The following is a 14,000-nucleotide window of genomic DNA, read 5'->3' as shown; positions in this document are numbered from 1 at the left end:
GTGGGTCACGCCGTGGGACGGTGCAGGTACTGGCCGCGCGGCTTGCCGATCAGGTTGCCGTCTTCGTAGATCAGGCCGCCGCGCAGGAAGGTGGCGTCCACATGGGCCGACAGCTCCAGGCCCTCGAAGGGGGTGTAGCCCTGGGTCGACGGCGAGTCCTTGGCGGCGATGGTCCAGGTGTGGTTCGGGTCGACCAGCACCACGTCGGCGTCGAAGCCCTCGGCCAGGTCGCCCTTGTGGTTCAGGCCGTAGCGCTGCGCCGGGTTCCAGGCCAGCACCTGGGCCATGTGGTTGTAGCTCATGCCGCGGCGCGTGCCCTCGGAGACCAGCGAGGGCAGCAGGTACTCGGTGCCGCCGAAGCCGCTCTTGGCCATCCAGATGTTGCCGAAGTAGCGCTTGGGGATCTTCAGCTCCTGGCGGCAGCAGGCGTGGTCGGACACCACCCAGTCGAGCTCGCCGGCGAGCAGCGCCTCCCACAGGAACTCGACGTCCTCGCGCGGGCGGATCGGCGGGTTCACCTTGGCCTGCTCGGCGGCCTTGGAGGTGATGTCCAGCATCAGGTGGCCGATGGTCACCTCGCGCTTGAAGTTGATGTGGGGGAAGACGTCGGCCATCATCATCGCGGCCTGCACCGCCTTGCGCGAGCTGAGGTGCAGCAGGTTGATGTTCGGCAGCGCGGTCTCGTTGGCCAGGTAGCTGGCGATGAACACCGCCAGGCCCTCGGAGTGCTGCGGGCGCGAGGCGCTGTAGGCGGCCAGGCCCTTGAGCGACTTGTCCTTCTCCACGATCTTCGTGTAGGCCGTCATGATCTCGGCGGTCTCGCAGTGCAGCGACAGCGAGATCTGGTCGGCCTTCTCGGGGAACCGCTCGCGCGCCGCCTGCACGCCGCGCATGATGAACTCGAAGTGGGCCAGGTCGTAGCGCTCGTCCTCCCCGATCATCAGGAAGTCCTTCTGCGTGTTCGAGGCGCCGTGCAGGCCGTGCGAGCCGTAGAACATGAAGATCTTGAAGCTGGACACGCCATGCTTCTCGATCAGCATCGGGATCTCCTCGATGTGCTTGCGGTCCATCGGCGCCAGGTGGTAGCCGTAGTCCACATGGAAGCGGTTCTTCGAGATCTTCAGCACCTCGGGGAAGAACTTGGCATACGGGCCGCCCTTGTTCAGGTAGTACTGGCCGGTGCGGAAGTAGTTGAGGCTGGAGGTCACGCCGCCCATGGCCGCGGCCTTCGATTCGGTCACCGCGTCCTCGGCCAGCGGCGAGTAGATGCCGGAGTGCATGTGGGCGTCGACCACGCCGGGGAAGGCCAGGCGGCCCTTGCCGTCGTAGACCTTCCTGGCGAGCGTCGCGTCGATGCCGGGCGCCACCTTGGCGATGCGCTCGCCCTGGATGGCGATGTCGCCCTCATGCACGGTGTTCCCGTGCGGGCGCACCACGCGCACGTTCTTGATCAACAGGTCGTAGATGGGTTTGGTCATGAGTCCTCCGGTGTCTTGTCGGGTGCGAATCGCTGCTTGAGCAGCTGGAAGAGGCCGCCCGCGCGCACCATCTCCAGCAGGAAATGGGGCACGGGCTCGCAGGGCAGGCGCTGGCCGCTGGCGGTGACCACGGTCAGGTGCTCCAGGTCGAGGGTGACCGTGTCGCCCTCGGCGAGGCGGTCGGCCAGGGGGCAGGTCAGGAGCAGCAGGCCGAGGTTGAAGGCGTTGCGGAAGAACAGGCCGCTGTACGAGGGCGCGATCACCGCGGCCACGCCCAGGTGGCGGAGCACGCCGGCGGCCTGCTCGCGCGAGGAGCCGATGCCGAAGCCGGGGCCGGCGGCGATCACGTCGCCCGGGCGCACCTGCGCGGCGAACCCCGGGCGCACCGATTCCAGGCAGTGCGGGGCGATGCCCTCGAGGCCCAGCTTCATGTAGGCGCCGGGGGCCAGGGCATCGGTGTCGATCTCCTTGCCCAGTTTCCAGACGCGGTGGGTCGTGGTCATGCGACCTCCTTGAGCATGTCGCGCGGGTCATGGATGCGGCCCGTCACCGCCGAGGCCGCCACCGTGTAGGGCGAGGCCAGGTAGACATCGGTCGTGGCCGCGCCCATGCGGCCGCGGAAGTTGCGGGCGGTGCTGGAGATCACGTTCTTCGCGTGGGTCAGCGCGTCGCCGTAGCCGGCGCAGGCGCCGCAGCTGGTGGCGGCCACCTCGGCGCCGGCGTCGCGCAGCACCTGCATCAGGCCCTCGCGCTCGGCCTGCTGCTGGTCGCGCATGCTGGCCGGAGCGACGATCAGCCGCACGCCCCGCGCCGCGTGGCGCCCCCGCAGCACCGAGGCGGCGGCGCGCAGGTCGTCGATCTTGGCGCCGGTGCAGGCGCCGATGTAGGCCACGTCCACCGGCGTGCCCTCGTGCTTCGACACCGGGCCGGCGTTGGCCGGGCTGTGCGGCGCCGCCACCTGCGGCGCCAGCAGCGGCGCGTGAAAGGCATGGCGCTCGATCGGCGCGCCCGAGTCGGTGCGCCAGTGCGAGAGGTCGCCCAGCGTCGCGGGGTCCACCCCGGCGGCGCGCAGCCAGTCGACGGTGACCTGGTCGGGCGCCACCAGGCCGGCCTGCGCCCCCATCTCGGCGCTCATGTTGGACAGGGTCATGCGCTCGTTCATCGACAGCGCGCGCACCGCATCGCCGGAAAACTCCACCGCCTGGTAGGCGCCGCCATTCATGCCGACGCGGCCGATCATGTGCAGCATCATGTCCTTGGCGGTCACGCCCGGCTGCAGCCGGCCCGACCACTCCATGGAGATGGTGCGCGGCACCTGCAGCCAGATCTCGCCGGTGACCACCACGCCCAGCATCTCGGTGCTGCCGACGCCGAACATGTAGGCGCCGAAGGCGCCGCCAGTGGGCGAGTGCGAGTCGCCGCCCACGCAGAACATGCCGGGGCGGATGTGCCCGTGCTGCGGCACCACCACGTGGCAGATGCCCTGGCTGTCGTAGACATGGGGCAGGCGCTCGTCGCGCGCCCAGTCGCGGGCGATGCGCACGATGCGGCGCGCCTCGTCGTCGCGCTCGGGCACGTAGTGGTCCATCACCAGCACCACCTTCTGCGGGTCCCAGATCTTCGCGCCGAGCTGGTCCAGCATCGGCTTGAGCCGGCGCGGGCCGGAGGAGTCGTGGAACATGGCGAGGTCGACCTCGCAGGTCACCACCTCGCCGGGGGTCACGAAGTCGCGGCCGGCGGCGCGGGCCACGAGCTTCTGCGCCAGTGTCATCGCCATGCGTGCGGATGCCATGTGCGGCCCCTCCAGGTCATTGCGGGCGGCCGGCTCATTCCGGCTTCGCCCCCGAGTACTTGACGACCTTCGCCCAGCGCGCGATCTCGGCGCTGACGAAGGGGGCGAACTCCTGCGGCGCATTGCCCACCGGCGTGGCGCCCTCCAGCTCGATGCGCCGGCGCACCTCGGGCGTGGCGATCGCCTGGCGCGCGGCGTCGGCGACGCGGCGCGCCAGCTCGGGCGGCATGCGCGCCGGCCCGAAAAGGCCGAACCACGCGCTGGATTCATAGCCCGGGAGGAACTCGGCGATCGCCGGCACCTCCGGGAAGGCGGGCAGGCGCCTCGGGCTGGTCACGCCCAGCGCCTTGAGCTTGCCGGCGCGGATGTGGGCCTGCACGTTGCCGATGTTGGCGAACATCAGCTCCACCTGGCCGGCCAGCACGTCCTGCACCGCCGGCGCGGTACCGCGGTAGGGGATGTTCACGATGTAGGCGCCCGCCATCATCTTGAAGGCCTCGCCGGCGAGGTGGATCGACGAGCCCAGGGCGCCGATGGCGAAGTTCAGCCGGCCCGGTTGCGCCTTGGCCAGCCGGATCAGGTCGCCCGCATGGGCCACCGGCACCGAGGGGTGCGCCACCAGCACCGCGGGCGAGGTGGCCACCAGCGTGAGCGGGGTGAAGTCACGCGCGGGGTCGAAGGGCAGCGAGGGGTACAGCGACGCGTTGATCGCGTGGCTGGTGAAGCTCATGAGGAGCGTGTTGCCATCGGGCGCGGCGCGGGCCACCGCCTCGGCGGCGAGGTTCCCGCCGGCGCCCGGGCGGTTCTCCACCACCACGGTGCGGCCTAGGGCCTTGGCCATCTCCGTGGCGAGGATGCGGGCGAGCGTGTCGCTGGTGCCGCCGGCGGGGGCGCCCACCAGGATGCGCACCGGCGGCTGGGCCTGCGCGTGGGCCCGGGCCGCGGCCACCAGGAGCGCGGTGCGCACCACCGCATCTCGCCGCGAGAAGGAGGGGGAACGGATGCTCATGGCGTCACGACCTTCCTCACAGGCCCAGGTAGGCGCGGCGCAGGCGGTCGCTCGCCAGCAGCTCGCCGGGGGTGCCGGAGAACTCGATCGCGCCGTTCTCCATCACGTAGGCACGCTGCGCGATCTCCAGCGACTGCCCGACGTTCTGTTCCACCAGCAGGATGGACAGGCCCTGCCGGTTCAACTGCCCGATCAGCCCGAACATCTCCTCGACCAGCAGGGGCGACAGGCCCAGCGAAGGCTCGTCGAGGATCAAGAGGCGCGGCTCGGCCATCAGCCCGCGGCCGATCGCCAGCATCTGCTGCTCGCCGCCGCTCATGGTGCCGGCCAGCTGCGACAGCCGCTCCTTCAGGCGCGGGAAGATGCCGAACACCCGCTCCAGGTTCTGCGCCCGGCGCTCGCGCGCGCGGGTGAAGCTGCCCAGCTCCAGGTTCTCCAGCACCGAGAGGTTGGGGAAGATGCGCCGGCCCTCGGGCACCTGGACCAGGCCGGCGGCGACGATGTCGCGGTAGTGGCGGTGCGCGATGGCCTGGCCGTCGAAGCCGATCTCGCCGGCCCGCGCGGGGACGATGCCGCACAGCGTGTTGTTGAAGGTGGACTTGCCGGCGCCGTTGCTTCCGAGCAGGGCGACGATCTCGCCGGCATTCACCGTGAGGTCCACGCCGCGCAGGATCTCCACGCTGCCATAGCCGCTGCGCAGGCCAGTGACTTTCAGCAATTGCGTCATGCCCCGGCCCCCTGCCCCGCCAGCCGCTTCGCGGTGCCGTGCCCCAGGTAGGCCTCGATCACCCGCGCATCGCGCGTGACCTGCTGCGGGCTGCCCTCGGCGATCAGCTGGCCCTGGGCCAGCACCCACACGTGCGAGGCCAGGTTCATCACCGCCTGCATCACGTGCTCGATCATCAGCACGGTCACGCCCTCGCCGGCGATGCCGCGCACCACGGGAATCATCTCGGCCACCTCCTGCGGGTTCAGTCCGGCCAGCACCTCGTCGAGCAGCAGCAGGCGCGGCCGGGTGGCCAGCGCGCGCGCCAGCTCCAGGCGCTTGCGCCCGGCCACGGTGAGGTCGCCGGCGGGCTTGTCCAGCTGGGGCCCCAGGCCCACGCGCTGCGCCACCGCCTCGGCCTGCGCCAGCGCCTCGGAGCGGCTGGCGCAGTGCAGGTGCGCGCCCACCGCGATGTTCTCGCGCACGGTCTGCGCGGCGAAGGGCTGGACGATCTGGAAGGTGCGGGTCATGCCGCGGCGCGCGTTGGCGTGCGGCGGCTGGCCGGTGATGTCGGCGCCCTCCAGGAACACGCGGCCGGTGTCGGGGCGCAGGAAGCCGGACATCAGCGCGAACAGCGTGGTCTTGCCCGCGCCGTTGGGGCCGATGAGGGCGCTCAACTGGCCGGCGGGCAGCGACAGGCTCACGTCCTGCACCGCGCGCAGGCCGCCGAAGGCCTTGGAGACGCCTTCGAGGCGAAGCATCTCCGTCGTCATTTGCGTTCTCCTTGCGAGCGCCACAGCGAGATCACGGAGCGCCCCACGCCCGCCACGCCGCGCGGCGCAAACATGACGATCAGCACCAGCACGCAGCCATAGATGATCATGTTGATGCCCGGCAGGCTGCCGAACAGGTTGCGGGTCAGGTCGGACAGCAGATGCAGCGTGGCCGCGCCGAGCAGCGGCCCCCACAGCGTGCCCAGGCCGCCGACGATGGCCGCCACCAGGGCCTCCACCGAGGCATGCGGGCCATAGGCGATGGCCGGGTCGATGTACTGGAACACCTGCACGTAGAACGCGCCGGCGGCGCCCATCAGCGCGCCCGAGACGGCGATCGCGCCGAGCTTCACCCGGAACGGGTCCACGCCGATGGCGCGGGCCGCGTCCTCGTTGTCACGCACGGCCTGCAGCCAGGCGCCGAAGCGCGAGTGCCGCAGCCAGGCCGCCACGAGCTGCGCCGCCACCAGCAGGCCCAGGGCCAGCCAGAGGTAGCCGGCGCGGGTGGGGAACTGCATGTTGCCCGCGCCCTCGCGCAGCGGCAGCATCAGCCCGACGCCGGCGCCGGTGAAGTCCACCGACAGCGCCAGCACCCGCAGCACCTCGGCGAAGGCCAGCGTGACCAGCGCGAAGTAGGAGCCCTTGAGGCCGTAGCGGAAGGAGAGCGCGCCGAAGAACAGGCCGGCGCCCGCCGCCACGGCCATCGCCAGGGCCAGGGCGGGCCAGGGGTTCAGGCCCCACCGCATCTGGGCGATGGCCTGCACGTAGGCGCCGGTGCCGAAGAACAGCGCGTGGCCGAAGGAGAACTGGCCGCCGAAGCCGCCCAGCAGGTTCCAGGCCTGGGCCATGAGGGCGCCGAACAGCACCATCATCACGAAGTTGAGGGCCACGCCGGAGGCCGTGGCCAGCGGGATGCACGCCACCACCAGCGCGAACACCGCGATCGACAGGAGGTCCTTGCCGAGCGTCATGCCTTGGCTCCAAACAGGCCCTGGGGCCGCAGCAGCAGCACCGCGATGAAGATCAGGAAGATGCCGATCTGGCCCAGCGACTCGCCGAACCACAGGCCGCCCAGCGACTCGACCACCCCGATCAGGAGGCCGCCCACCAGCGCACCGGGGAAGCTGCCCATGCCGCCGAGGACGACGATGGTGAAGGCCACCAGCACGAAGCCGCCGCCCACCTGCGGGTTCACGTAGTACGCCGGCAGCAGGAAGCAGGCCGCCGCGCCCAGGCAGGCCAGGCCAATGCCGAAGCTCATGGCGTAGACATGCTCGACGTTGATGCCCATGAGGCGGGCGCCCTGCTTCTCCTTGGCCACCGCGCGGATCGCACGGCCCAGGTCGGTGCGCTTCATGATCCACAGCAGGGCCGCCGAGGTGGCCAGGGCGCCGAAGAAGGCCACCACCTTGGGCAGCGAGATCATGGCCGGGCCGATCGCCACCGTGGCCAGGGTGTAGGCGGTGTCGATGGTGCGGGTGTCGGAGCGGAACGCGAGCAGCGCCACGTTCTCCAGGACGATCGAGATGCCCAGGGTGACCAGCAGGATGTTCTCGTCCTTCCCATGGCTGGCGCGCTCCACCACGCCGCGCTGCAGCGCATAGCCCGCCGCGAACATGGCGGGCACCATGACCGGCAGGGCCAGGTACGGGTCCACCCCCAGGGACTGCTTGAGGAAGTAGACGCCGTACAGGGCCATCATCAGGCACGCGCCGTGCGCGAAGTTGATGATGTGGAGCACCCCGTAGATCAGGGTGAGCCCCAGGGCCACGAGCGCGTAGACCGCGCCCGTGGTCAGCCCGTTCAGGACGGCGGGGAACAGGATGGACAGGTCGAACATCGCGCGGTCGGTCCTCCGGCGCTCAGGCCTTCAGCGGGAAGATCGGGTCGACCTCGCGGTAGTCGCGCGGGATGATGACCTTGATGTCGTTCTTGTGCACCTGCGTCATCAGCGGCTGCGCGCCGGTGTTCTGGCCGTTCACGAACTTGGTGGGGCCGTACGGCATGATGTGGTCGGCGAAGGTGCTCGACTCGAGGGCCGCGATGATCGCGGCGCGGTCGGACGACTTGGCGCGCTCGATCGCGTCGGCCAGCAGGCGCATCGCGGTGTACGTCATGAACAGCTCGTATGAGAAGAACAGGCCCTTGGCCTCGGCCCGCTTCTTCAGCTCGGCGCTTCGCTTGTCCTTCGGGTTGAACCAGTGGTTGCAGTCGATGATGCCGTTGGCCGCGTCCGGGAACTCCTTGACGAACTTGTAGCTGGAGGCCGCGCCGCCCAGCACCGAGTAGATCGCCTTGGGAACCACCTTCTGCTGCTGCATGGTGCGCACCAGCAGCGCGTACTCGTTGTAGTAGTTGGCGGGGATCACGATGTCCGGGTTCACGGACTTCATGCGCAGCACGATGTTGTTGAAGTCGCGCGTGGGGTTGGCGTGCTTGATCACCTCCTTCACCTCGTAGCCGTACCCGGGCAGCTCGCGCGAGAGCAGGTTGGCGGTGCCGGTGCCGAAGAGGGACTCCTCGTGGATGATCATCACGCTCTTGGCGGGCTTGCCGGCGGCGGTGTTCAGCACGTGCAGGTTGGCCACCGCGACCTCGGCGCACTTGCGGTAGCCGGGGCCGAAGCGGAAGGTGTTCTTCAGGCCGCGCTCGACGATCTGGTCGGCCACGCCCACGTCCACCACGTGCGGCAGGTTGTACTTGGCGGCGGCCTGCGTGGTGGCCAGGCAGATGGCGGAGGCGAAGGCGCCCACCACGGCGCTGGCGCCGGCTTCGTTGATCTTCTCGATCTCGGCGGCGCCGGCCTGCGGCGTGGACTGCGCGTCGGCCAGCAGGGCCTCGATCTTGGCGCCGCCCAGCGACTTGATGCCGCCGGCCTTGTTGATGTCCTCGATCGCCATCAGCGCGCCCTCGCGGCACTGCTGGCCCGAGTACGCCAGCGCGCCGGTGACCGGGTGCAGCACACCGACCTTGATCGGCTTGGGCTGCGCCCCGCCCACCAGCGGGAAGGCCATCGCGGAAGCGGCCGCGGCCGTCTGGGAGATGAAGTGGCGACGAGTGCTCATGGCGTTCTCCTTAGTGAAACTGAGCGGACAATTCCTTGTTGACCCACACCTTGGCGTCGATGCCGCCCACGCGCGAGAGCTGCATCTGGTATTCATAGCGGTCGGGCCGGTAGAGGCCGTGCAGCCACTGCACGGGGCGGTCGTCGGCGTCGAGGATCAGGCGGCGCACCGCGAGCAGCGCGGCGCCCACCGGCACGTCCAGGCGGGCGGCGACTTCGGCGTCGGCCAGGACCGCGGTGAGGGTCTGCTCGGCGCGGCCCACCTTCACCCCGGCCTCCTCGAGCAGCACCAGGATCGGCTTCTTCGCCAGGTCCTTCTTGGTGAAGGGGCCGGCCAGCGCGGTCGGCACCCAGGTGGTGATGCACGAGAGCGGCCCCTCGCCGGTGCTGCGCACGCGCACCGCCTTCTGCACCTTGTCGCCGGGCGCCAGGCGCAGGGCCTCGGCCACCGGCGCGGGCGCGGCCAGGGTGGCCAGCGACACCACCTGCACCGAGGTGCGCAGGCCCATGCTCACGAGGTTCTCGAACAGGCCGCCCAGCGAGGTGCGGGCAGCCGCCTGGGGCTCGGCCCCGGCCTCGGCCGCCGTCGGCCGCGTGGGCTGCGTGGCGCGGCCCGGGTGGCGGGTGATGCGGCCCTCGGCCGCCAGCTGCTCCAGGGCGCGGCGCACGGTGACGCGGGCCACGCCGAACTCCTCGACCAGCGCGTGCTCGCCCGGAAGGCCGTCGGCGAAACGGCCTTCCTCCAGGTGCTGGCGCAGCACCAGGTAGACCCGGTGGTACTTCGGCAGCGGCAACCCGGCGCGAGCGGACTTCATGGCCGCGGATGATGGGCGCGGTCTTAATGTACTGTCAATAGGACATTTGAAATCGTGAATGTCCTGTCGGGAATCGGCCCGGATAGGGTGCGGGTAATCCCGGATCCGGTGCGCGCCGCCTCACGCGGGTGCGCGGGCGGCGGCGCGCCTCGGGGGCCTCAGGCCATGGACTTGTCGGTGCGGCGCAGGAAGCCCTGGTTGGCGCCCGGGCGGTTGGGGGCGAAGCCGTTGGCGGCCAGGGTCTCTTCGACGGTGTCGTAGAACACGCCGATCTTGCAGATCTCGCGCGCCTGCTTCGCGGTGGCGATGGGGCGGCCGAACTCGCGCGACATGCGCACCAGCTGCTCGACCTGTTCCACCGTGGACATCTTGGCGTCGCGGGCCTGGTTCCACAGGTTGTCCTCGATGCCGCAGCGCACGTGCAGGCCCAGGGCCAGGCCCATCATGTTGATCGGCAGCACGTTGCGCATGGAGCTTTCCACCGTGAGCACCGCGCCGTCGGGCGTGGCGCGCACGAAGTTGGAGAGGTTGTACAGGTTGGGGGCGTCCATGCCACCGCTGATGGCGACCCAGTTCATCACCAGCGGGCCCTTGTAGACGCCGCGGCGCATCAGGCGCTCCACCGACTCGAAGCTGTTGATGTTGTAGCACTGGAAGGCGCTCTGGATGCCGGCCTCGCTGAGTCGGCGAATGTGCTCCTCGGCCCACCCGGGCTGGGCCGGCACCGTCATCTCCTTGTAGGCCTGGAACACCGCCGGGTCCTCCATCGAGGTGCCCTGGAGGTCGCCGTCCTCCATGTGCTCCAGGATGTTCATCTGCGAGGTGTTGATGGTCACCGTGACCTGGTCCGGCTTGGGGTCCAGCTCGGCGAGCATGTGGCGGGTGTCGTCGGACAGCCACTTGGCCTTGGCGCCGTCGGTCTCGGGGGCGAAGCTGATCGAGCCGCCGACCTGGATGATCATCGCCGGCACGCGGGCACGCACGCCGGCGATCAGCTCGTTGAACTTGGACAGGCGCTTGGAGCCGCGGCCGTCGAGCTCGCGCACGTGCAGGTGCAGCACGGTGGCGCCGGCGTTGTAGCAGTCCACCGCCTTCTGGATCTGCTGCTCCATCGTGACCGGAATGTCCTGCGGGAAGTCGGAGGGCATCCACGAGGGCGCGTAGGGCGCCGCGGTGATGATCAGGGGTTGCTGGTTCTCGGGGAACAGGTGGCCGTCGAGGAAGTTCATCGCTTGCTTCGGGTTCGGGGTCGTTCGGTTTCAGAAGGGCTTGTCGCCGATGATTCCCGCGCGCTCCATCTTGCGGTGGCAGGGCGGGTAGTCCATCACGGCGTAGTGCTGCGTGGCGCGGTTGTCCCAGATCGCCACGGAGTTGGGCTTCCAGCGCCAGCGCACCTGGTACTCGGGCACCATGGCCTGGTTGATCAGGTACTGCAGCAGCGCCGCGCTGCCCTGCGTGAAGTCCTGGCCATAGCGCACGTTCTCGGGCGTGTGGAAGTTGGTGAAGTGGGTGGTGAAGCCGTTGACGAACAGCACCTTCTCGCCGGTCTCGGGATGGGTGCGCACCACCGGGTGCTCGGCATCCGGGTACTGGGCCTTCAGCGCCAGGCGCTTCTCGGTCGGCATCGCCGCGCCGAAGGTGGCCTCGATGCTGTGGCGCGCGCGCAGGCCGTCGATCTGGGCCTTCACCTGGGCCGGCAGCTTCTCGTAGGCCAGGGCCATGTTGGCCCACATGGTGTCGCCGCCCACCGGCGGGCACTCCACGCAGCGCAGCACGCAGCCCATGGGGGGCGACTCGCGCCAGGTGGCGTCGGTGTGCCAGGAGTTCTCGTAGCGGTCGTTGGGCTGGTCGGGGTTCTTGTAGATGCGCACCAGGCCGGGGTGGTCCGGGTCGCTGCCGGCGACCGGGTGGTCCTCGAGCTGGCCGAAGCGGTGGGCGAAGGCCACGTGGTCGGCGCGGCTGATGTCCTGGTCACGCAGGAACAGCACCTTGTGCTTCAGCAGGGCGGCCTTGATCTCCTGGAACAGGCCGTCGTCGCGGGCGGCGTCGGCCAGGCTCACGCCCACCAGCTCGGCGCCGATGGCGCAGGTCAGTTGCTCGATCTTCATCGGGTGTCTCCTCGTTCTCTCGTCGGGGGGCGCGCGTCAGATCACGAAGATCGACGAGCCGGTGGTCTTGCGCGACTCCAGGTCGCGGTGCGCCTGGGCAGCGTCCTCCAGCGCGTAGCGCTGGTTGATCTCGATGCGGATGCGGCCGGCGGCGACATGGCCGAAGACCTCGGCCGCGAGTTCGGCCTTCTCCGCCGGGTCGGCGATGTAGTCGGCCAGCGCGGGGCGCGTGAGGTACAGCGAGCCCTTTTGCGCCAGCAGGTTGGGGTTGAAGCCGTCGATGGTGCCGCTGGCCGTGCCCACGCTGACCATCAGGCCGCGCCGGCGCAGCGAGTCCAGCGAGGCCATGAAGGTGCTCTTGCCGACGCTGTCGAAGACCACGTCCACGCCGCGGCCCCCGGTGATCTCGCGCACCCGCTGGGCCACGTCCTCGTGGCTGTAGTTGATGGTGTGGGCGCAGCCGTGGGCGCGGGCGACGGCGGCCTTCTCCTCGGTGGAGACGGTGCCGATCACGGTGATCCCCAGCAGCTTCGCCCACTGCGAGACGATCAGGCCCACGCCGCCGGCCGCCGCGTGCAGCAGCACGGTGTCGCCGGCCTTGAACGGGTGGATGCGGCGCATCAGGTAGGCCGAGGTCAGGCCGCGCATGGTCATGGCGGCGGCGGTCTCGAAGCCGATGGCGTCGGGCAGCTTGATCAGGGGAGCGGCGGGCACCAGGCGCTCCGTGCTGTAGGCGCCCAGGGTGTTGAGGAAGCCGGTGTAGGTGACGCGGTCGCCGGGCGCCACGTTGTCCACGCCCTCGCCCACCGCCAGCACGGTGCCGGCGCCTTCCACGCCCATGCCGGCAGGCAGGGGCACGGGGTAGGTGCCGTTGCGGAAGTAGGTGTCGGCGTAGTTCAGGCCCACCGCGGCATGCCGCAGCAGCACCTGGCCGGGGCCGGGCGCGCCGACCTCCATCGTCTCGACCTGGAGCACCTCCGGTCCGCCGGTGCGGTGCATGCGAATCACTGTGGCCATGGCTTGTCTCTTCGTCCTGGAATGGGGCCGCGCCGGTACGGGCGGCCGATGGGGCAATGTAGGCAGGACGGGTTTTCCCCGCTTTCCCGTTGACGCCAGGCCCTTACCATTTCATGCCATGAGCATTTCGGTCCGCGCGGCATCCCTGACCAACTTCTTCGAGGTGGCGCGCACGCGCGGGCTCAATCCGGTGCCGCTGCTGCGGCAGGTGGGCCTGAGCCGGGCGCTGCTGGAGGACCCGGACCAGCGCATTCCCGCGGAGGCGGCCATCCGCCTGCTGGAGCTGGCCGCGCAGGCCAGCGGGGACCCGCAGTTCGGCCTGCGGCTGGCGCAGTCGCGGCAGGTCTCGGACTTCGGCGCGGTGAGCCTGCTGATCTCGCACCAGCCCACGCTGCGCGAGGCGCTGCGCGCCACCATCGCCTACCGCCACCTGATCAACGATTCACTGGCCCTGGACCTGGAGGAGGCCGGCGCCTTCGTGACCGTGCGTGCGGAGCTGGTGGGGGGGCTGGCCTCGCGCCAGTCGATCGAGCTGGCCCTGGGTGTGGTGATGCGCCTGTGTTCCGCGGTGCTGGGGGCCGGCTGGCGGCCCTACAGCGTGAACTTCACCCATGCGGCGCCGAGGGACCTGGCGCTGCACAAGCGCGTGTTCGACTGCCGGCTGGAGTTCGGCAGCGAGTTCAACGGCCTGGTGTGCCGTGCCGGCGACCTCGACGCGCCCAACCCCGCGGCCGCGCCCGCCCTGGCCCGCCACGCGCAGCGCTTCGTGGACACCCTGCCCCAGGCCGGCGACGCCTCGCTGGTGCAGGAGGTGCGCAAGGCCATCTACCTGATGCTCGCCAGCGGCAATGCCAGCAGCGCCTATGTCGCCCAGGGCCTGGGCCTGAGCGTGCGCACCATGCAGCGCCGGCTCGACGAGGCCGGCGCCAGCTTCACCGACATGCTCAATGAAGTGCGCCGCGAACTGGCGCAGCGCTACATCGAGAACCCGCGCAACTCCCTGGTTCGGGTCTCGCAGATGCTCGGGTACAGCTCGCCCAGCGCGTTCACGCGCTGGTTCACCACGCAGTTCGGCGAGCCGCCGCAGCGGTGGCGGGCACGGGGCACGGGGTCAGGTCTTGCATCAACGCGACCGGACCCACCTGCCCAGGCTGCATCGCGGCGGCGGCCACTGAGCGCACCCGTCCCGGCCGGGGCCGGTCGGGCGGCGCGACTGCCGCGTTGATGCAAGACCTGAC

At 70.3% G+C, this 14,000-nt stretch carries 14 protein-coding genes; 1 reads left to right on the top strand and 13 read right to left on the bottom strand.

The window, feature by feature from the left end:
* Nucleotides 1-5: 5 nt before the first annotated feature.
* The 13 genes from ACFQZY_RS04565 to ACFQZY_RS04505 all read right to left on the bottom strand — a co-directional run bounded on the left by ACFQZY_RS04565 (nt 6) and on the right by ACFQZY_RS04505 (nt 12,762).
* Nucleotides 6-1,478 carry a dihydroorotase family protein gene (locus tag ACFQZY_RS04565; protein WP_377413195.1) on the bottom strand — a complete coding sequence of 491 codons (1,473 nt, stop codon included), beginning with the start codon at nt 1,476-1,478 and terminating at the stop codon, nt 6-8.
* The gene (locus tag ACFQZY_RS04560) at nt 1,475-1,981 is read right to left on the bottom strand and encodes a 3-isopropylmalate dehydratase (protein WP_377413193.1); all 507 of its coding nucleotides are present in this window, start codon (nt 1,979-1,981) and stop codon (nt 1,475-1,477) included. The genes ACFQZY_RS04565 and ACFQZY_RS04560 overlap by 4 nt, the downstream gene beginning before the upstream one ends.
* Nucleotides 1,978-3,270: a 3-isopropylmalate dehydratase large subunit gene (locus tag ACFQZY_RS04555; RefSeq protein WP_377413191.1), complete on the bottom strand. Its 1,293-nt coding sequence runs from the start codon at nt 3,268-3,270 to the stop codon at nt 1,978-1,980. The genes ACFQZY_RS04560 and ACFQZY_RS04555 overlap by 4 nt, the downstream gene beginning before the upstream one ends.
* 34 nt (nt 3,271-3,304) lie before the next feature.
* Nucleotides 3,305-4,279 carry a tripartite tricarboxylate transporter substrate binding protein gene (locus tag ACFQZY_RS04550; protein WP_377413188.1) on the bottom strand — a complete coding sequence of 325 codons (975 nt, stop codon included), beginning with the start codon at nt 4,277-4,279 and terminating at the stop codon, nt 3,305-3,307.
* Between the two features lie 16 nt (nt 4,280-4,295).
* Nucleotides 4,296-5,006 (bottom strand): ABC transporter ATP-binding protein, encoded by a 711-nt coding sequence (locus ACFQZY_RS04545; RefSeq protein WP_377413186.1) that lies wholly within the window; start codon nt 5,004-5,006, stop codon nt 4,296-4,298.
* Nucleotides 5,003-5,758: an ABC transporter ATP-binding protein gene (locus ACFQZY_RS04540; protein ID WP_377413184.1), complete on the bottom strand. Its 756-nt coding sequence runs from the start codon at nt 5,756-5,758 to the stop codon at nt 5,003-5,005. Before ACFQZY_RS04540 ends, ACFQZY_RS04545 begins: the two co-directional genes overlap by 4 nt.
* Complete coding sequence (locus ACFQZY_RS04535) at nt 5,755-6,729, bottom strand: branched-chain amino acid ABC transporter permease (RefSeq protein ID WP_377413182.1); 975 nt, start codon at nt 6,727-6,729, stop codon at nt 5,755-5,757. The genes ACFQZY_RS04540 and ACFQZY_RS04535 overlap by 4 nt, the downstream gene beginning before the upstream one ends.
* Nucleotides 6,726-7,598: a branched-chain amino acid ABC transporter permease gene (locus ACFQZY_RS04530; protein ID WP_377413180.1), complete on the bottom strand. Its 873-nt coding sequence runs from the start codon at nt 7,596-7,598 to the stop codon at nt 6,726-6,728. The genes ACFQZY_RS04535 and ACFQZY_RS04530 overlap by 4 nt, the downstream gene beginning before the upstream one ends.
* 22 nt (nt 7,599-7,620) lie before the next feature.
* Entirely contained in the window at nt 7,621-8,823 is a 1,203-nt protein-coding gene (locus ACFQZY_RS04525) for an ABC transporter substrate-binding protein (protein ID WP_377413178.1), read from the bottom strand.
* 10 nt (nt 8,824-8,833) lie between these two features.
* Entirely contained in the window at nt 8,834-9,637 is an 804-nt protein-coding gene (locus tag ACFQZY_RS04520) for a GntR family transcriptional regulator (protein ID WP_377413175.1), read from the bottom strand.
* 158 nt (nt 9,638-9,795) lie between these two features.
* Nucleotides 9,796-10,866: a 3-keto-5-aminohexanoate cleavage protein gene (locus ACFQZY_RS04515; protein WP_377413173.1), complete on the bottom strand. Its 1,071-nt coding sequence runs from the start codon at nt 10,864-10,866 to the stop codon at nt 9,796-9,798.
* A 30-nt stretch (nt 10,867-10,896) separates the two neighbouring features.
* Entirely contained in the window at nt 10,897-11,745 is an 849-nt protein-coding gene (locus ACFQZY_RS04510) for a TauD/TfdA dioxygenase family protein (protein ID WP_377413171.1), read from the bottom strand.
* A 36-nt stretch (nt 11,746-11,781) separates the two neighbouring features.
* Nucleotides 11,782-12,762 carry a quinone oxidoreductase family protein gene (locus ACFQZY_RS04505; RefSeq protein ID WP_377413169.1) on the bottom strand — a complete coding sequence of 327 codons (981 nt, stop codon included), beginning with the start codon at nt 12,760-12,762 and terminating at the stop codon, nt 11,782-11,784.
* A gap of 118 nt (nt 12,763-12,880) precedes the next feature.
* Between ACFQZY_RS04505 and ACFQZY_RS04500 the strand changes: the two genes are divergently transcribed.
* A complete protein-coding gene (locus ACFQZY_RS04500) occupies nt 12,881-13,987 on the top strand; it encodes an AraC family transcriptional regulator (protein WP_377413167.1) in 1,107 nt (368 codons plus the stop codon).
* The last annotated feature ends 13 nt before the right edge of the window (nt 13,988-14,000 follow it).

This window comes from Ramlibacter sp. GCM10027632 (assembly GCF_042675325.1).
Lineage (GTDB): Bacteria > Pseudomonadota > Gammaproteobacteria > Burkholderiales > Burkholderiaceae_C > Ramlibacter.
Note: the sequence above shows the minus strand (reverse complement) of the source record. Positions and strands in the feature narration are given on the sequence as shown.

Bases quoted from the DNA above. Each gene is read 5' to 3' on its own strand.
- ACFQZY_RS04565 (WP_377413195.1), bottom strand. From the start codon at position 1,478: ATGACCAAACCCATCTACGACCTGTTGATCAAGAACGTGCGCGTGGTG.
- ACFQZY_RS04560 (WP_377413193.1), bottom strand. From the start codon at position 1,981: ATGACCACGACCCACCGCGTCTGGAAACTGGGCAAGGAGATCGACACC.
- ACFQZY_RS04555 (WP_377413191.1), bottom strand. From the start codon at position 3,270: ATGGCATCCGCACGCATGGCGATGACACTGGCGCAGAAGCTCGTGGCC.
- ACFQZY_RS04550 (WP_377413188.1), bottom strand. From the start codon at position 4,279: ATGAGCATCCGTTCCCCCTCCTTCTCGCGGCGAGATGCGGTGGTGCGC.
- ACFQZY_RS04545 (WP_377413186.1), bottom strand. From the start codon at position 5,006: ATGACGCAATTGCTGAAAGTCACTGGCCTGCGCAGCGGCTATGGCAGC.
- ACFQZY_RS04540 (WP_377413184.1), bottom strand. From the start codon at position 5,758: ATGACGACGGAGATGCTTCGCCTCGAAGGCGTCTCCAAGGCCTTCGGC.
- ACFQZY_RS04535 (WP_377413182.1), bottom strand. From the start codon at position 6,729: ATGACGCTCGGCAAGGACCTCCTGTCGATCGCGGTGTTCGCGCTGGTG.
- ACFQZY_RS04530 (WP_377413180.1), bottom strand. From the start codon at position 7,598: ATGTTCGACCTGTCCATCCTGTTCCCCGCCGTCCTGAACGGGCTGACC.
- ACFQZY_RS04525 (WP_377413178.1), bottom strand. From the start codon at position 8,823: ATGAGCACTCGTCGCCACTTCATCTCCCAGACGGCCGCGGCCGCTTCC.
- ACFQZY_RS04520 (WP_377413175.1), bottom strand. From the start codon at position 9,637: ATGAAGTCCGCTCGCGCCGGGTTGCCGCTGCCGAAGTACCACCGGGTC.
- ACFQZY_RS04515 (WP_377413173.1), bottom strand. From the start codon at position 10,866: ATGAACTTCCTCGACGGCCACCTGTTCCCCGAGAACCAGCAACCCCTG.
- ACFQZY_RS04510 (WP_377413171.1), bottom strand. From the start codon at position 11,745: ATGAAGATCGAGCAACTGACCTGCGCCATCGGCGCCGAGCTGGTGGGC.
- ACFQZY_RS04505 (WP_377413169.1), bottom strand. From the start codon at position 12,762: ATGGCCACAGTGATTCGCATGCACCGCACCGGCGGACCGGAGGTGCTC.
- ACFQZY_RS04500 (WP_377413167.1), top strand. From the start codon at position 12,881: ATGAGCATTTCGGTCCGCGCGGCATCCCTGACCAACTTCTTCGAGGTG.